Origin of the sequence: uncultured Marinobacter sp. (assembly GCF_947488835.1) — a bacterium.
Taxonomy (GTDB): Bacteria; Pseudomonadota; Gammaproteobacteria; order Pseudomonadales; family Oleiphilaceae; genus Marinobacter.
In genome coordinates, this window is the sequence record NZ_CANLBK010000001.1 from 1,847,383 (window position 1) to 1,860,774 (window position 13,392).

The following is a 13,392-nucleotide window of genomic DNA, read 5'->3' on the forward strand; positions in this document are numbered from 1 at the left end:
AGCGATTATCCGTTCAGCTTCAAGGTAGAGAGTGTTCTTTCTCGCACCTTCGCCAGCAACGCCCCATCATTCACCAACGACTGACCGTATGAAGGTACCATCACCTTCATACGCTCCTGCCATTCAGGCGTCTGAATGCTCTTCGGGAAGCAACGCTCGATAACGCTGATCATGGCGTTTGCGGCTGTAGACGCGCCCGGGGATGCCCCAAGAAGCGCCGCCAAAGTACCGTCTTTCGAGGCCACGATTTCAGTCCCGAACTCCAGTTTTCCGCCGCCACCTTCCGCCTGCTTGATTATCTGCACGCGCTGTCCAGCATTGCGCAACTCCCAGTTTTCTTCCTCAGCTTCGGGGAAGAAATTACGGAGCGCTTCTACCCGATCGCTGTGAGACTGAAATACCTCACCAATCAGGTAGCGGGTCAGATCCATGTTGCTCTTACTCACCGACAACATGGGCTTGAGGTTGCTGGTGCGCACCGAGCCAAACAGATCGAAGATCGAGCCCTGTTTGAGGAAACGGGTAGTAAAGCCGGCAAACGGGCCAAACAGCAGCGCTGGTTCGCCATTGATAATACGGGTATCCAGATGCGGTACCGACATGGGCGGCGCACCAATAGGTGCCTTACCGTATACCTTGGCGTGGTGCTGTTTTACGACATCAGGCTTACGGCATACCAACCATTGGCCACTAACAGGGAAACCACCATAGCCTCGAGCTTCGGCAATTCCGGATTTCTGCAGCAGAGGCAGTGCGCCACCGCCAGCTCCCAGGAATACAAACCCGGTTTCCAGTTTGGTCAGCTCACCGGTGTGCTGGTTTTTGACTCGAACTTTCCAACGGCCATTGTCGCGCTGGTCTATGTAATGCACCGGACAACCAAGCATCAGCTCGAAGTTAGGCTGGCTTTGCAGGTACTCAACCATGCTGCGGGTAAGCGAGCCAAAATCCACATCTGAGCCGTGGCGAATACGTGTTGCCGCAACCCGCTGCATTGGGTCTCTGCCTTCAACAACCAGGGGCATCCAGTTTTCCAGCTCGCGCGGGGACTCTGTGTATTCCATTTCGCGGAACAGGTGGTGACCGCTCAGAAGCTCATAACGGCGCTTAAGGAAAGCGACATCTTTTTCGCCCCAAACGAAACTCTGGTGCGGCGTGCGGTTTATGAACTTTGAGGGCTCGGGCAACAGGCCCTGCTCTACGAGATGCGACCAAAGCTGAAGGGAAACCTCGTATTGCGCGTTGATCTGAAGCGCACGTTCGATCGTTACATCGCCATCTTCGGTCTCGGGCGTGTAGTTCAGCTCGCAGTATCCTGCGTGCCCGGTTCCTGCGTTGTTCCATCCGTCTGTGCTTTCATGGGCAACGTGGTCTAAACGCTCCAGCATGATAATTTTCAGGGACGGATCCAGCTGCCTGAGCATTACGCCGAGGGTGGCGCTCATGACGCCACCCCCGACCAGCACTACGTCTGCCTGTTTAGCGGCCATTGGCTTTTCATCCTAGCTAGTATTGAGCTTTTCACCCCTTCAAGATCAAAGAAGGGATCTAACAGGCGCAGGCAAGTCGCGAGGTATATGGCGCTGCCTTGTGCGTCCGTTTTGAATGAGCGCGTAATTATCCGGGTTTTCGCAAAAATATAAATTGCGATTATTAAGGAACCCGGACCTGTGCGTAAACTGCACATTAGTTTAACGGTTGTTTGCCCTGCATACGAACGGTGGCTTGCCCTGAATCATAGGTAATAATCCTGATGCAGCTCGCAGCATGCCGCTGTGTGCCTGTGATCACGCTACTCCATCAGAAAGGGGCTGACCTCAACTGTCTATATGCGGTATCTTGCACACCGTTCTGGTGCTTGTGCCTCCTGTTCCATGGAGCACTCAAGTGCCTGCTTTTTCAGATGCAACCTTACTGGGGCTTATCTATGGTTATGGCTATTGGCGCTATTATCGCCGGCCTTGTGTTACTGGTCTGGAGTGCAGACAAGTTTGTTGAAGGGGCTGCAGCAGTTGCCAAGCATCTGGGTATGCCCGCGCTACTTATTGGTATGGTAATCATAGGGTTTGGTACCTCGGCACCCGAGCTGGCCGTATCCGCCATGGCTGCGGCCGATGGCAACCCCGGGCTGGCCCTGGGGAATGGTTATGGCTCCAACATCACCAATATTGCATTAATTGTTGGCCTTACGGCCGTCATCGCACCTATTGCCGTGCACTCCCAGGTTATTCGCAAAGAACTTCCCTTGCTGGTGATTCTCACCCTGATTGCCGGTGCGCAATTACTGGACGGCGAACTCTCGCGGCTTGATGGCTGGGTGTTGCTAGGTGTATTTGCGGTAGTAATGGGCTGGTCGATCTTTCAGGGCTTGCGAGGCAAAGGGGACGCGCTAGGGGGAGAAACCGATGCCCAGCTGACTGATAATCTGATGCCAATGAAGTCCGCCATAATTTGGCTGATTGTTGGCCTCATTCTACTTGTTGTCAGCTCCCGCCTACTGGTATGGGGCGCAGTCACTATTGCCCAAAGCCTGGGTGTTAGCGATCTGGTGATCGGCCTCACCATCGTCGCCATTGGTACATCTCTGCCGGAATTGGCCTCGGCCCTGGCCGCCGTACGGAAGAACGAACACGACCTGATCCTGGGCAACATCCTCGGCTCGGGCATTTTCAACACGCTCGCCGTTGTCGGGTTGGCTGCAGTAATTCAGCCGCTCTCGGTAGCCCCGGAAGTGCTTTATCGGGACTGGACGCTGATGCTGGCCCTGACGGTTGGCTTGTTGCTGATGGGCTTTGGCATGACTGGCTGGCGCAAGCTGATCAGCCGCTTCGATGGCTCCATTCTTCTGCTGGTTTACGTTGCCTATACGGGTTACCTGCTTTCCACAGTTGTTGCTGCCAGCACAAGCTGACAGCAACATTTGCCCATCTATCAACCATCACCTATAACTTATAGGTGATGCCCCTCACAAGAGCAGTCCCCCCGTCCAACAACAATCCCTAATCGGAGACGGACCATGAAACAGGAAGCAGCTCTACAACCACCCCTTACCAAATCAGGTCTTGAAAACCCAACCCGCAGAACGCTTCTACTCGGGAGCGCCGGCGCCATGGCCGCCGTAAGCCTGCTTGGTTTCTCCCCCCTCGCCAAGGCAGACGAACCGAAATCACTGCCAGATTACGCAGCCTGGAAAGAACGTAATGCACTGATAGTGCACAGCGCCAACACTATGGAGACCGAGCGTGGCGCTATTGGCAATGGAGTGATCACTCCCAGCGACCGTCTCTTTGTTCGTAACAACCTCCCCGCGCCTCCGGCCTCAATTACCGACGACCCGGATGCGTGGGAGGTTCACATCGAAGGTGTTAAGAACCCCCGCAACCTGACCGTGGGAGAGCTGAAGAAGATGGGCGTTACCACCGTCGCCTCTGTGCTTCAGTGCTCCGGTAACGGCCGGGCATTTTTCCCTCATGGTGCCAGCGGCACACAGTGGTCTGTAGGCGCTGCCGGCTGCGTGATGTGGACCGGTGTGCCCTTGAAAGATGTTGTGGAAGCTTTGGGTGGCCCAGTGGATGGCGCAAAATACATTACCAGCAGCGGTGGCGAATCCCTGCCGGACGGCTTAGACCCGAAAACCATCATTGTTGAGCGCTCGGTGCCCACCAGAGCCATGAGCAGCGCTATTTTGGCCTGGGAAATGAACGACGAGCCACTGACTCACACCCACGGCGGCCCGCTACGCATGGTGGTGCCAGGCTACTATGGCGTGAATAACGTCAAGTACGTAAAGAATGTTGCCCTCAGTGAAAACCAAACCGACGCCAAGATACAGGTCTCCGGTTACCGCGTTAGAGATGTTGGCGTGAAAGGAGCAACTGACCAACCCTCCATGTGGGAGATGAACGTCAAATCCTGGGTGACGTCACCTTTGGAAGATGGGCGCAGCGGGCGCACCATGATCTACGGCGTAGCGTTCGGCGGCACCGTGGCTTTGAAGAAGGTGGATGTGTCCGTTGATGGTGGCAAAACCTGGAAGCAGGCACGCTTCCTGGGCCCGGATCTTGGCCCCTATGCCTGGCGCCCCTTCGTACTGGCGGCCGATCTGCCAGCTGGCGAACACCGTGTTGTCAGTAAGGCCAGTGATGTCGATGGCAACACCCAGCCTGAAGGCCGTACCGAAAACGAACGTGGCTACGGCCACAATGGTTGGAGTGACCACGGGGTTACCGTCACTCTCAGTTAGTTCGCAGCTAATCGCATACGGGCTGCCGGGGATAAACGGTAGCCCCGCTTCTACGGGATTCACTCTATGAGAAAACCTGCAGTATTATTGGCCCTGACACTTATGGGCTTTGCATCGTTGGTGTATGCCGACGAGACTGAAAAAGGAAAGGAGATATTTACTCAAGTGGCACAGCCGTCCTGCATTATTTGCCACACCTTGGCAGACGCGGGTTCAGCAGGCGCTATCGGGCCAGACCTGGACGACCTGAAACCGTCGCGGGAGCAGGTTATCAATGCGGTTACCAGCGGAGTCGGCGTTATGCCAGCCTTCAATGAGTCATTATCGACTGAACAGATAAACGCGGTGGCACACTATGTATCCACCGTAACAGGCGGGGGAAAATAGAATCCGAGGCAGGGATTGCCCCTGCCTTTTGGTCCTCAGGCGTTTTCCTGGAAAACCATGGCAATGGAGTTCAGGCAATAGCGTTGCCCGGTTGGAGGTGGACCATCCGGAAATACGTGCCCAAGGTGGCTGTCGCAACGGTGGCAGCGCACTTCTGTGCGTGACATTCCCATGCTCGTATCCTCAATGTAGCGGATGTGTTGCTTATCAAACGGCTGAAAAAAGCTTGGCCAGCCGGTGCCGGAATCAAACTTCGCGTTTGAGCTAAACAACGGCAGATCGCACAACCGGCAGTGGTAAACCCCAACCAGCTTGTTATCCAGCAAGGTGCCACAAAACGGGTGCTCTGTACCATGATCCAGCAATACCTGGCGCTCTTCCGGTGTCAGGCTCGCAGCTTTCTCTTGAATCTGTGCCTCTGTAAGAGGTGTCAGGTCATAACCTGCAGCAGAACTGCTCATTACCTATCTCCTCAAGCCAGGTTGTCGTTGGAATCTGTATATTCCGGCTTTAGCCGATCACTGAAACCATCAACCAGCTTTTCCATTTTGGGGGCGGCAACAGCCATGATGTATGGCTGGTATGGGTTCCTCGCCGCAAAGTTCTGATGGTGTGTTTCAGCAGGATAAAAGGCCTCCAGAGGCTCCAGGGTCGTTACAACAGGATCAGGGTACACCCCGGCCTCATCAAGCTGGCGAATATAGGCTTCCACTACCCGTCTTTGCTCCGGTGTTTCATAGAATACTGCAGAGCGATATTGTGTACCCCGGTCGTTACCCTGTCGATTCAGCTGGGTTGGATCGTGCGCCACCGAGAAAAACACCCTGAGTATCTCCCCGAAGCTGATCCGGCCGGGGTCGTAGTGCACGCTCACAACTTCTGCGTGCCCAGTGGTGCCCGAGCACACGGCGTCGTAGTTAGCTGTATCTGCTGATCCGCCAGCATAGCCGGACTCAACCCGCGTAACGCCCTCCAATGCCAGAACCACAGCTTCCACACACCAGAAGCAGCCACCGGCAAGAACCACCCGTTGTTCACTGTCTCCAGCTGGCAGATCCCGCTCCGGCTCAGGGAAACGGCTACGGGGTACCGTCAGGCCTGGAATGCTGCAAGATGATGTCATAAGGACCTCTGCTAGGAGTGTACATGTCTTTAGTGTACCGATTGTGGACGCAAACGGATCAGTTTATCAATGGTTTTACCATCAATCATCGCCTCCGCCGCGCGTCAGTTTAAGCGGGTCCAAAAGCTCTTCCAGGTGTTTCCGATCAAGACCACTTCTCTCCTCGGCTACATCAATAACCGGGCGGCCTGTTTTGTAGGCTTCTTTGGCAATCTCCGACGCCAGGCTGTAACCAATCTCGGGATTCAGCGCTGTTACCAGCACCGGGTTGCGGCCAACGCTGGCGTCCAGCGTGCCGGTGTTAACAGTAAAGCCCCGGATGCTTTTGTCCGCCAGCATGTTCATTGCATTTGTGAGCAAGCCGATCATATCCAGCAAGTTGGCGCCAATAAGTGGCAGCATAACGTTGAGCTGAAAGTTGCCGGACTGCCCTGCAATCGCATTGGCGCTGTCGAGCCCGATCACCTGCGCGCCAACCATGGCTACTGACTCGGGCACCACCGGGTTTACCTTGCCTGGCATGATGCTGCTACCCGGCTGCAAAGCTGGCAGGCTGATTTCCGCCAACCCATGAATCGGGCCGCTATTCATCCAGCGTAAATCATTGGCAATTTTGGTGAGTACAATTCCCAGCCCGCGCAATTGGGCTGACAACGCAACCGGACCATCCACTGCACTTATCCCTACAAACTTGTGTTCCATGGAGCGGAACGAGTATCCGGTGTTGGCTTTGAGAAACTTCACAAACTGGCCGGAAAACTCCGATAAGGCATTCACGCCGGTACCTACGGCAGTGCCGCCCTGAGGTACCACAAGCAGTTCATTTGCTGCGCCATCCAGGCGCTTTTCCACCGCAAGTAGCTGCTCGCGCCACGTGCGCAACTCCTGCCCGAGGGTAATCGGCATGGCATCCATAAGGTGGGTGCGGCCTGTTTTCACCTGTTCACAGAACTGGGCTTCACGTTCGTAGATAACGCCGCACATGTGCGTGAGTGCAGGAATAAGTCGCTCACGAACGCCTATCACGGAACTCACGTGAATAGCCGTCGGGATCACATCATTAGAGCTCTGGCTCATGTTCACATGATCATTAGGATGCACCTCGACGCCGTTTCTGCCGGCAATGGCCGCAATCACCTCATTCACGTTCATATTGGTGCTGGTACCCGAACCCGTCTGATAACGGTCAATCGGGAACTGGTCGGCAAATTCTCCGCGAATGAGCGCCTGGCAGGCGTCGGTAATCGCATCGCAAGGGCTATTGTCGAGCAGCCCCAGGCTGGCATTGGCCTCTGCGGCGGCCTGTTTAACGCGGGCGACTGCGGAGATAAAGGCCGGCGGCATGGGCAGACCACTAACCGGAAAGTTATCAACGGCACGTTGGGTCTGGGCACCCCAAAGTGCGTCTGCGGGTACGTGCACATCGCCCAGGCTGTCGGTTTCTGTTCTGTACTCGCTCATCACTCCCTCCTGTCCATCCGTTTACGCATCAGGTTATGCATCAGGTTATGCATCAGGTTATGCATCTGTATGGCACGACCGCTTCAGTGTATCAACTAAAGTTCGGCATATTTTCTCAGGATAGAAACGCCGACGCAGTCACATAACCCCGACGAACAGAGGACTCCCGGCACGTTTGTAGGAAATTCCTACAACAAAGCCGGCTGGGATTGGTAATCTTCTTGTCAGGTGAGATCTCAGGACTGTACCCACAATGGCCATTACGGAAGAACCACACATTTTCCTTCGTTACGACTGCGAAAATGCGCGCAAAATTTTTGAAGACGAGCTCGGCAACGACCTGCGCATTGATGCATTTCCAACGGATCAAGCCGCTATCTCGGCTCTGGAACGCTGCCCAACGCCACCAAACGCATTGTTCGTTTTGGCAAGCCAGTCGCCGATCGAAGCCAGCCCCCCGCTGCTGGTGCATGCGCGAGATACTCACCCCGACCTGTTGAAAATCCTGATCAGCGACACTGTTCCGCTGGATATGCTGGTTTCTTTGCTGGAACAGCGGCTGGTTGATCGCTGTTTTGAACAGCCGGTGGACCCGGACCTCATACGCTCCCACGTTCTGACCTCGGCGCTGGCCAGCAAACCCGGTTTGCCGGGCGTGGTTTCAGTGCCTGCTGCTGAAGCACCGATTGTCCTGATCGTGGATGATGAATCGACGGCCACAAAGTACCTTGCCCGGCAGCTGGAGCGCATGCAGAAGGGTTTTCGCGTGCTGTGCGCCGACAGTGCCGAGCAGGCCCTGGAAACCATCCGCTCACAAAGCGGAACAGTGGCTGTCGTAATGACAGACCAGCGAATGCCGGGCATGCAGGGCAAGGAACTTATTGATGAACTCAAACAATCACACCCGGCAACAATCCGCATCCTCACCTCGGCCTACGGCGAAGTAAACGTAGCGCTTGATGCCGTTAACGAGGGGGAGATTTTCCGCTACCAAAAGAAACCCTGGCGGGCGACGGAGTTGTTGCCCCTCTTTCAGGAGGCTGTGTCCCGGCACCTTGCTCTGGCATCGGCCAGGGCAAACACACTGTCACAGTTGGAGCACCAATTTTCAGAGCTACGCAAACAGCGCCGCGCACAGCTTCTGGAAAATCTTTCAGACCCTGTAAATACCGCCGCTGGCGCACCGGCCATGTCGCTCTTTTTGCAGGCCCTCGATGCCATCCCTTGCCTGGCGGCCAATTCATCACATCTGAGAGCGAGCCTGGAAACCAACCTTGAGAAGGACCTGGTCCAGCAATTTGGTGAGCAGGTGCAGCAGCAACTAACACGGCTGCAAGCAAAAGCCGTTACCAGCACGAAGCTTGACGAAGCGTCTGTTCTCGCCGCCCTGCAAAGCGCCGGACTGGCCAAAGATGAAAACCACAACGCAACGTCAACGCTGTCGGTGCTCTGCCAAACGCTCACAACGCTTTTAGCCGCTTCCGGGCAAGACTGGCGCAATCTGCAACTGAGCCAGTCTTCTGACAATCAACTGGTACTGACCAGCACAGCTCCGCTGAAGCTCTATGCACACCTGCTTGCCCCACTGACGAGGCTATCCCGACCATTACTGGAGCAACAAGTGGCGCTTCTCCTGCTTTTCGTAACCACGCACCAGCTGGGCGGTGAGCTACAGATCAGCGGCGCGGCCCAGTCCTACGAACTTGTGCTTTCCTTGCCGCTGGCTAAAGCAACGGTGGCCTGATGTCGCAGGGTAACCGCACGCTAAGACTCTACGTAACCATCGGCCAGCGGCTGTTTCGGGACAGCCTGCTATTCCAACTGCTGTTGCACAACGAAATTGATCTGGTGGGTGAATCCGAAACCGGAATCGACACCTTGAAAAGCCTGGAATCTGCCCGACCAGGCGTCTTGATTATTGAAGAGAATTTGCCGGACAACGATGGCCTGACCATTGCTGAACATGCACTGAGCGAGCACCCCGCCCTTGCGGTGTTGCTGATTTCAGATACCCCTGTCAGCGCCTACCGGCTGGCGATTTATCTGGAGGCTGGCATCAAGGCGGTTGTATCGAAACACCAGCCCATTCAGGATCTGGTTAAAACGCTGTTCTACATCCGCAACGGGCAAGTTTACGTCGGGGCCTGGCAAAAGCCGGACGCGCCATCGCAAGGAATGTTAAATGCCTACAATGCGCTGTCGGGTCGTGAGCGAGAGGTCGCCCGGTTGATAGCCAGCCGCATTCCCATCAAGAATATCGCCGAACAGTTAGGTGTGTCCTGCAAAACAGTGCACTCCTACAAGGACAGAATTTTCGTCAAGCTCGGGTTCGAGCGCCTGCCAGAACTGATCCTGTTCATGAAACGCCACCACAATGGAGCCGCAGCATGACATTGCTCTCCGGCACGGATCAGGTTCGACAGTTACCAGCACACCAACAGCGTCGTTACGAGCGCTTCTATCGCAACCAGTCCAGGTTCCGGGTGCTGCCACTTTTTGCCGATGTGTCTCTGGGCATCACCTTCATCGGAACTCTCATATTCCTGTCTGGGCTTGCCCTATCGCCTACGGCGCCGGGCATTAACGGTACCCACCTGTTTTACACTGCCGTGCTTGCAGGGCTGATAGCCGCTCACCGTTTTACGCGGCTAAGGCGAACCTCGCCTCTGATTGTCTATCTGGTGTTTTTCCACATGGCATTGTTCAGCTATCTAGGTTACATCGTCACCGGTGCTTCGCTGCCTCCTATCGTAGGCCTGCTTCTGTTCATAAGCTCCGTCGGGATCATCACCCTGTCCATGGTCCATACCATCATCATACTGGTGGCTAACCTGGGCCTGTTGACGGTGGCTACCGCACTGGCTGTGCCGGCCAGTGACTTTGGCAGCGCGCTAACGACCATACTCAGCAACTGGCTGGTGTTGATGTGCCTACTCATTGCGCCGGTATCGGCTCACTTTTTTCGCGTGTTCTTGCGCAATCTTTTAGCCTTGCAATTCCTGCTCAAGGATCGCAATCGCACACTATCACGGACCCTGCATGCACTGGAGATAACCGAAGACCGGCTTGCACAGGAACAAAAGCATCAAGCCCTGAGCCATATGGCAAAAGGCCTTCTGCATGAAATCATGAACCCATTGAACTGCGCCAGCCAGGCCGTGGACTACGCAAGCGCCATAAACCGGGACAGCGACTTGTCAGAAGCGCTGGACGACGCAGCGCTGCACCAGAAACGCATCGCCGACATAGTGTCTGACCTGATCGATTTCTCGCGGCCAGAGCCGGATCACAGTATAGAAACAGCCGATTTGGGTGCTCTCTTTGAAACGGCGCTGCGCCTATGCAAACACCAACTCAGGGGCACGGAGGTGCACCTTGGCATTCCGGCAAATATGCCCATAGCCTGTTATCCGTCGGCACTGACCCAGGTTTTTGTGAACCTGTTGCTGAATTCGGCATCCGCACTGGAAAAGGGGCCGGCGTCGCGGCGCATCGACATAGCAGCTACGCCAAAGGGTGAGAACCTGAATATAGGCATACGGGATAATGGCCACGGCATAGCACCCGAAGACATTGAACGACTGACTGACCCCTTCTACTCCACCAACAGGACACCGGACAATCTGGGCCTCGGGCTGAGCATCTGCCAGACCATCATGCGCCACCATAACGGCCAGATGGAGATTCGCAGCGAGCCCGGTGAGTGGACAGAAGTCATCCTTACTCTGCCTCCGTCACCACACTAATACTGGAAAAGCACTCTCAGCGTTAGCGCATTGCCCGTCGGGTCTGGTGCGAGGATAGTGCCCTCTACCTTTGGTACCAGCCAGTTCAGCCGAAGCTGAAACTGGTTACCCAGGTAATAATTTGCCCCGACCAGTGCAATCGCCGCCCGTGCGCCTAAATCCCGGTCCTGCAAGTCGACCGCGCTATAGCGAGCCACCAATTCAACGGCTCCCGCCGGCCCCGGCGAATCGGGGCCCTTGAACTCACCGTGTTTGTATCGGCGGTGGTCATTGGTGAGGAAAAAGCCTGCTTGCAGGTAAGCACCGCTAAACCGCCAGTGCTCTCCGTTCGCACGCTCAACCTGCTGCGCCATAGCCTCGCTCACCACCGTTAGTCGCCCTGACGACCAGGCTGCTTCTAACCCTCCCACGGCAGTGTGCCGGGCATCAAAGCGCGGACTGCGCAGAATATTGTCAGCACTGAACACCTCGCCTCTATCCTTGATCTGAAACCGAGCGCCATTCAGATCGCGCCAGGATGCGGCAATGCCGAAATGCAGTGTGCGACGACTGTCCCGAACGGGGGCAACGGTGTAGCGGGCCGTCACGGCCCGAGTCTGCTCCCCCTCCGGTTCTTTTGTAAACACGCCGAAAACCCAGGTGGACGCTTTATTCAATTGCCCAATCGCCAGGCCTTGCGCACGGCCTGGCGCAAAGGCCGATGTCACCATCGAACGCTCACTGGTGCTGATGTTGGTATAACTAGTCAGACGCTCAAGCCCGAACGGCTCTTTGAAGCGGCCCAGCGTTGCCTCAAACCCATTTGCGCCCTGGTATTGCACATAGGCATCACCCAGCTCGGTTTCCGAGCGATCACCCCGAGCCTTATAGCTTCCGTCTATTTCTGCTGCCCAGCTATCCCCCCATTCCAGTTCAAGTTCCAACTTGGCATTTCGCAGGACGCCGCTGGTGGTATCTGGCTCGCCGTCTTCACTGTAAAACGGCCCGAAATGGTCAATGCCAGCAGCGACATACCCACCAGGATCCAGCTCCAGCGGTTCAGCCTGCAACATCAGCGGCTGAAGCAAAAACACCAGCATCAGCCCCGCAATCAGCCAGGCCCAGCGGAAATCATCGAGCATGGGGGCCCTCCAGCCGAAAGTGCATTCGGAGCATAGCGGTATCCCGCAGGTAACTGATGGACACCACATCCACCCGAAACACATCCAGCCCGGTGCGCTCGCGCAAATCTGCAATCAACACTGCCTGCTGTCTGGCGTGCACATTCTCAATTTTTTCGTACTCAACCTCCTTCTCGCCGTGCCTGGGCAGTAACACCCGGGTTTCGAGAAGCAGCGCTAAAAGAATAATCAGCAGGTTCAGCCCCGCCAGTTCGTAGTGCTGCATACTGCCTACGGCTGCCAGCAGCGCCATGGCAATCACCAGAAAGAGATAGGTCATTTCCTTGATACCCAGTGCTTCCGTTCGATAGCGCAGCATTGAAAACACTGCAAACAGACCGAACGCAAAGCCCATGGTCACCGTAACCGAGTGCAGTAATGAGGTGACAAGAAAAACACCCACCCCAAACAGAATGAAAGAGGCCGCGTTCTCCCTGTGACGAGAAAAGGCGTAGTAGCACCGAATCAGAACAAACACAGAAAGGGTGTTGATGATCAGCCGGATCACAAAATGGAGATCAACTGCAGATTCCATAAAGACTCCTTAGCAACGGCTTAAAACGATTGATTTTCAATTGAGACCCATAGAGCAGGCTGGTGCCCACGCAGTATTTGCTGAATGCCACCGGGCGGCAGCCCTGCCTGGCCAGGCTTTGCAGCATGGGGGAGTATCCTGAGTGGCGATCATGCTTTACTTCCACGATAGCTACGCCCGGAAGATCAACAGAGCGGCGGCGATCAGGGGAGTGAAAAGCAAGCTGAGTGTCCACAGTGATCCGCTCGGTGCCCTGAGGGTCAATCAGTGTGATGCGCTGGTAAGAGACAAAAAGAACCGGCTGCATCCATGCTGCCGGCAGGCCTGATTGCTCTTTCAGAAACCTCGCGGCTGAGCCATCCGCAAAGGATTCAAACTTGACCGGCACCCGTGTTTTTAACGTGCGCTGGCGATTGGTTTTCTTTTTCACTTCCAGAAACATGATCTTGCTATGGCGATAGTGCCTTAGCCGAACCTTGAGCCGATTGAGCTTGCCGTTATGGTGATCCAGAAACAGGCGCCGGTCCGGGCTGTCAAAATACAGGGTGTCATAACCAAAGCGCCGGCACCCATCCATATCCAGTATCGTGTAGGCACCTCGCAGGCCCTGCAGGCACTTCTCCAAAACCCCAGGCTGCACCACAAACTTGGCATCGACCCGGTCCATCAAGGCAACCCGCATCTGGTCGGCCAGTCTGTGGCCACAAAAACCTGCCAGGGGACTGAGAACAGCCATA

At 55.6% G+C, this 13,392-nt stretch carries 13 protein-coding genes; 6 read left to right on the forward strand and 7 right to left on the reverse strand.

Going from position 1 to position 13,392, the window contains the following annotated elements:
* Nucleotides 1-5 precede the first annotated feature (5 nt).
* Nucleotides 6-1,490 (reverse strand): malate dehydrogenase (quinone), encoded by a 1,485-nt coding sequence (mqo, locus tag Q0824_RS08550; RefSeq protein WP_298449320.1) that lies wholly within the window; start codon nucleotides 1,488-1,490, stop codon nucleotides 6-8.
* A gap of 437 nt (nucleotides 1,491-1,927) precedes the next feature.
* Here mqo and Q0824_RS08555 point away from each other — a divergent pair, with 437 nt between their 5' ends.
* The 3 genes from Q0824_RS08555 to Q0824_RS08565 all read left to right on the forward strand — a co-directional run bounded on the left by Q0824_RS08555 (nucleotide 1,928) and on the right by Q0824_RS08565 (nucleotide 4,630).
* Nucleotides 1,928-2,911 (forward strand): calcium/sodium antiporter, encoded by a 984-nt coding sequence (locus Q0824_RS08555; RefSeq protein ID WP_298449322.1) that lies wholly within the window; start codon nucleotides 1,928-1,930, stop codon nucleotides 2,909-2,911.
* 105 nt (nucleotides 2,912-3,016) lie between these two features.
* Nucleotides 3,017-4,243, forward strand: coding sequence for a sulfite oxidase (locus Q0824_RS08560; protein WP_298449324.1), 1,227 nt, complete (start codon nucleotides 3,017-3,019; stop codon nucleotides 4,241-4,243).
* 66 nt (nucleotides 4,244-4,309) lie between these two features.
* A complete protein-coding gene (locus Q0824_RS08565; RefSeq protein WP_298449326.1) occupies nucleotides 4,310-4,630 on the forward strand; it encodes a cytochrome c in 321 nt (106 codons plus the stop codon).
* Between the two features lie 35 nt (nucleotides 4,631-4,665).
* Here Q0824_RS08565 and msrB read toward each other — a convergent pair whose 3' ends face one another.
* The 3 genes from msrB to Q0824_RS08580 all read right to left on the reverse strand — a co-directional run bounded on the left by msrB (nucleotide 4,666) and on the right by Q0824_RS08580 (nucleotide 7,214).
* Nucleotides 4,666-5,091, reverse strand: coding sequence for a peptide-methionine (R)-S-oxide reductase MsrB (gene msrB, locus Q0824_RS08570; protein ID WP_298449328.1), 426 nt, complete (start codon nucleotides 5,089-5,091; stop codon nucleotides 4,666-4,668).
* A gap of 11 nt (nucleotides 5,092-5,102) precedes the next feature.
* Nucleotides 5,103-5,753, reverse strand: coding sequence for a peptide-methionine (S)-S-oxide reductase MsrA (msrA, locus tag Q0824_RS08575; protein ID WP_298449330.1), 651 nt, complete (start codon nucleotides 5,751-5,753; stop codon nucleotides 5,103-5,105).
* A gap of 81 nt (nucleotides 5,754-5,834) precedes the next feature.
* Nucleotides 5,835-7,214: a class II fumarate hydratase gene (locus Q0824_RS08580; RefSeq protein WP_298449332.1), complete on the reverse strand. Its 1,380-nt coding sequence runs from the start codon at nucleotides 7,212-7,214 to the stop codon at nucleotides 5,835-5,837.
* A 253-nt stretch (nucleotides 7,215-7,467) separates the two neighbouring features.
* Here Q0824_RS08580 and Q0824_RS08585 point away from each other — a divergent pair, with 253 nt between their 5' ends.
* Genes Q0824_RS08585 through Q0824_RS08595 form a run of 3 tightly spaced genes read left to right on the forward strand, consistent with a single transcriptional unit; the run spans nucleotide 7,468 to nucleotide 10,960 of the window.
* A complete protein-coding gene (locus tag Q0824_RS08585; RefSeq protein WP_298449333.1) occupies nucleotides 7,468-8,958 on the forward strand; it encodes a response regulator in 1,491 nt (496 codons plus the stop codon).
* Entirely contained in the window at nucleotides 8,958-9,605 is a 648-nt protein-coding gene (locus tag Q0824_RS08590) for a response regulator transcription factor (RefSeq protein ID WP_298449334.1), read from the forward strand. Before Q0824_RS08585 ends, Q0824_RS08590 begins: the two co-directional genes overlap by 1 nt.
* Nucleotides 9,602-10,960 carry a HAMP domain-containing sensor histidine kinase gene (locus tag Q0824_RS08595; RefSeq protein WP_298449335.1) on the forward strand — a complete coding sequence of 453 codons (1,359 nt, stop codon included), beginning with the start codon at nucleotides 9,602-9,604 and terminating at the stop codon, nucleotides 10,958-10,960. Before Q0824_RS08590 ends, Q0824_RS08595 begins: the two co-directional genes overlap by 4 nt.
* On the opposite strand, the gene Q0824_RS08600 is transcribed toward Q0824_RS08595, so the two are convergent.
* Genes Q0824_RS08600 through Q0824_RS08610 form a run of 3 tightly spaced genes read right to left on the reverse strand, consistent with a single transcriptional unit; the run spans nucleotide 10,957 to nucleotide 13,391 of the window.
* Complete coding sequence (locus Q0824_RS08600) at nucleotides 10,957-12,081, reverse strand: porin (protein WP_298449337.1); 1,125 nt, start codon at nucleotides 12,079-12,081, stop codon at nucleotides 10,957-10,959. The two genes, Q0824_RS08595 and Q0824_RS08600, sit on opposite strands and share 4 nt — an antisense overlap.
* The gene (locus tag Q0824_RS08605) at nucleotides 12,071-12,655 is read right to left on the reverse strand and encodes a DUF4956 domain-containing protein (RefSeq protein WP_298449339.1); all 585 of its coding nucleotides are present in this window, start codon (nucleotides 12,653-12,655) and stop codon (nucleotides 12,071-12,073) included. The genes Q0824_RS08600 and Q0824_RS08605 overlap by 11 nt, the downstream gene beginning before the upstream one ends.
* Nucleotides 12,639-13,391 (reverse strand): polyphosphate polymerase domain-containing protein, encoded by a 753-nt coding sequence (locus Q0824_RS08610; protein WP_298449340.1) that lies wholly within the window; start codon nucleotides 13,389-13,391, stop codon nucleotides 12,639-12,641. The genes Q0824_RS08605 and Q0824_RS08610 overlap by 17 nt, the downstream gene beginning before the upstream one ends.
* Between the last annotated feature and the right edge of the window lies 1 nt (nucleotide 13,392).

Bases quoted from the DNA above. Each gene is read 5' to 3' on its own strand.
- Q0824_RS08565 (WP_298449326.1), top strand. From the start codon at position 4,310: ATGAGAAAACCTGCAGTATTATTGGCCCTGACACTTATGGGCTTTGCA.
- Q0824_RS08585 (WP_298449333.1), top strand. From the start codon at position 7,468: ATGGCCATTACGGAAGAACCACACATTTTCCTTCGTTACGACTGCGAA.
- Q0824_RS08555 (WP_298449322.1), top strand. From the start codon at position 1,928: ATGGTTATGGCTATTGGCGCTATTATCGCCGGCCTTGTGTTACTGGTC.
- Q0824_RS08605 (WP_298449339.1), bottom strand. From the start codon at position 12,655: ATGGAATCTGCAGTTGATCTCCATTTTGTGATCCGGCTGATCATCAAC.
- Q0824_RS08610 (WP_298449340.1), bottom strand. From the start codon at position 13,391: ATGGCTGTTCTCAGTCCCCTGGCAGGTTTTTGTGGCCACAGACTGGCC.
- Q0824_RS08600 (WP_298449337.1), bottom strand. From the start codon at position 12,081: ATGCTCGATGATTTCCGCTGGGCCTGGCTGATTGCGGGGCTGATGCTG.
- Q0824_RS08560 (WP_298449324.1), top strand. From the start codon at position 3,017: ATGAAACAGGAAGCAGCTCTACAACCACCCCTTACCAAATCAGGTCTT.
- Q0824_RS08595 (WP_298449335.1), top strand. From the start codon at position 9,602: ATGACATTGCTCTCCGGCACGGATCAGGTTCGACAGTTACCAGCACAC.
- Q0824_RS08590 (WP_298449334.1), top strand. From the start codon at position 8,958: ATGTCGCAGGGTAACCGCACGCTAAGACTCTACGTAACCATCGGCCAG.
- mqo (WP_298449320.1), bottom strand. From the start codon at position 1,490: ATGGCCGCTAAACAGGCAGACGTAGTGCTGGTCGGGGGTGGCGTCATG.
- msrA (WP_298449330.1), bottom strand. From the start codon at position 5,753: ATGACATCATCTTGCAGCATTCCAGGCCTGACGGTACCCCGTAGCCGT.
- Q0824_RS08580 (WP_298449332.1), bottom strand. From the start codon at position 7,214: ATGAGCGAGTACAGAACAGAAACCGACAGCCTGGGCGATGTGCACGTA.
- msrB (WP_298449328.1), bottom strand. From the start codon at position 5,091: ATGAGCAGTTCTGCTGCAGGTTATGACCTGACACCTCTTACAGAGGCA.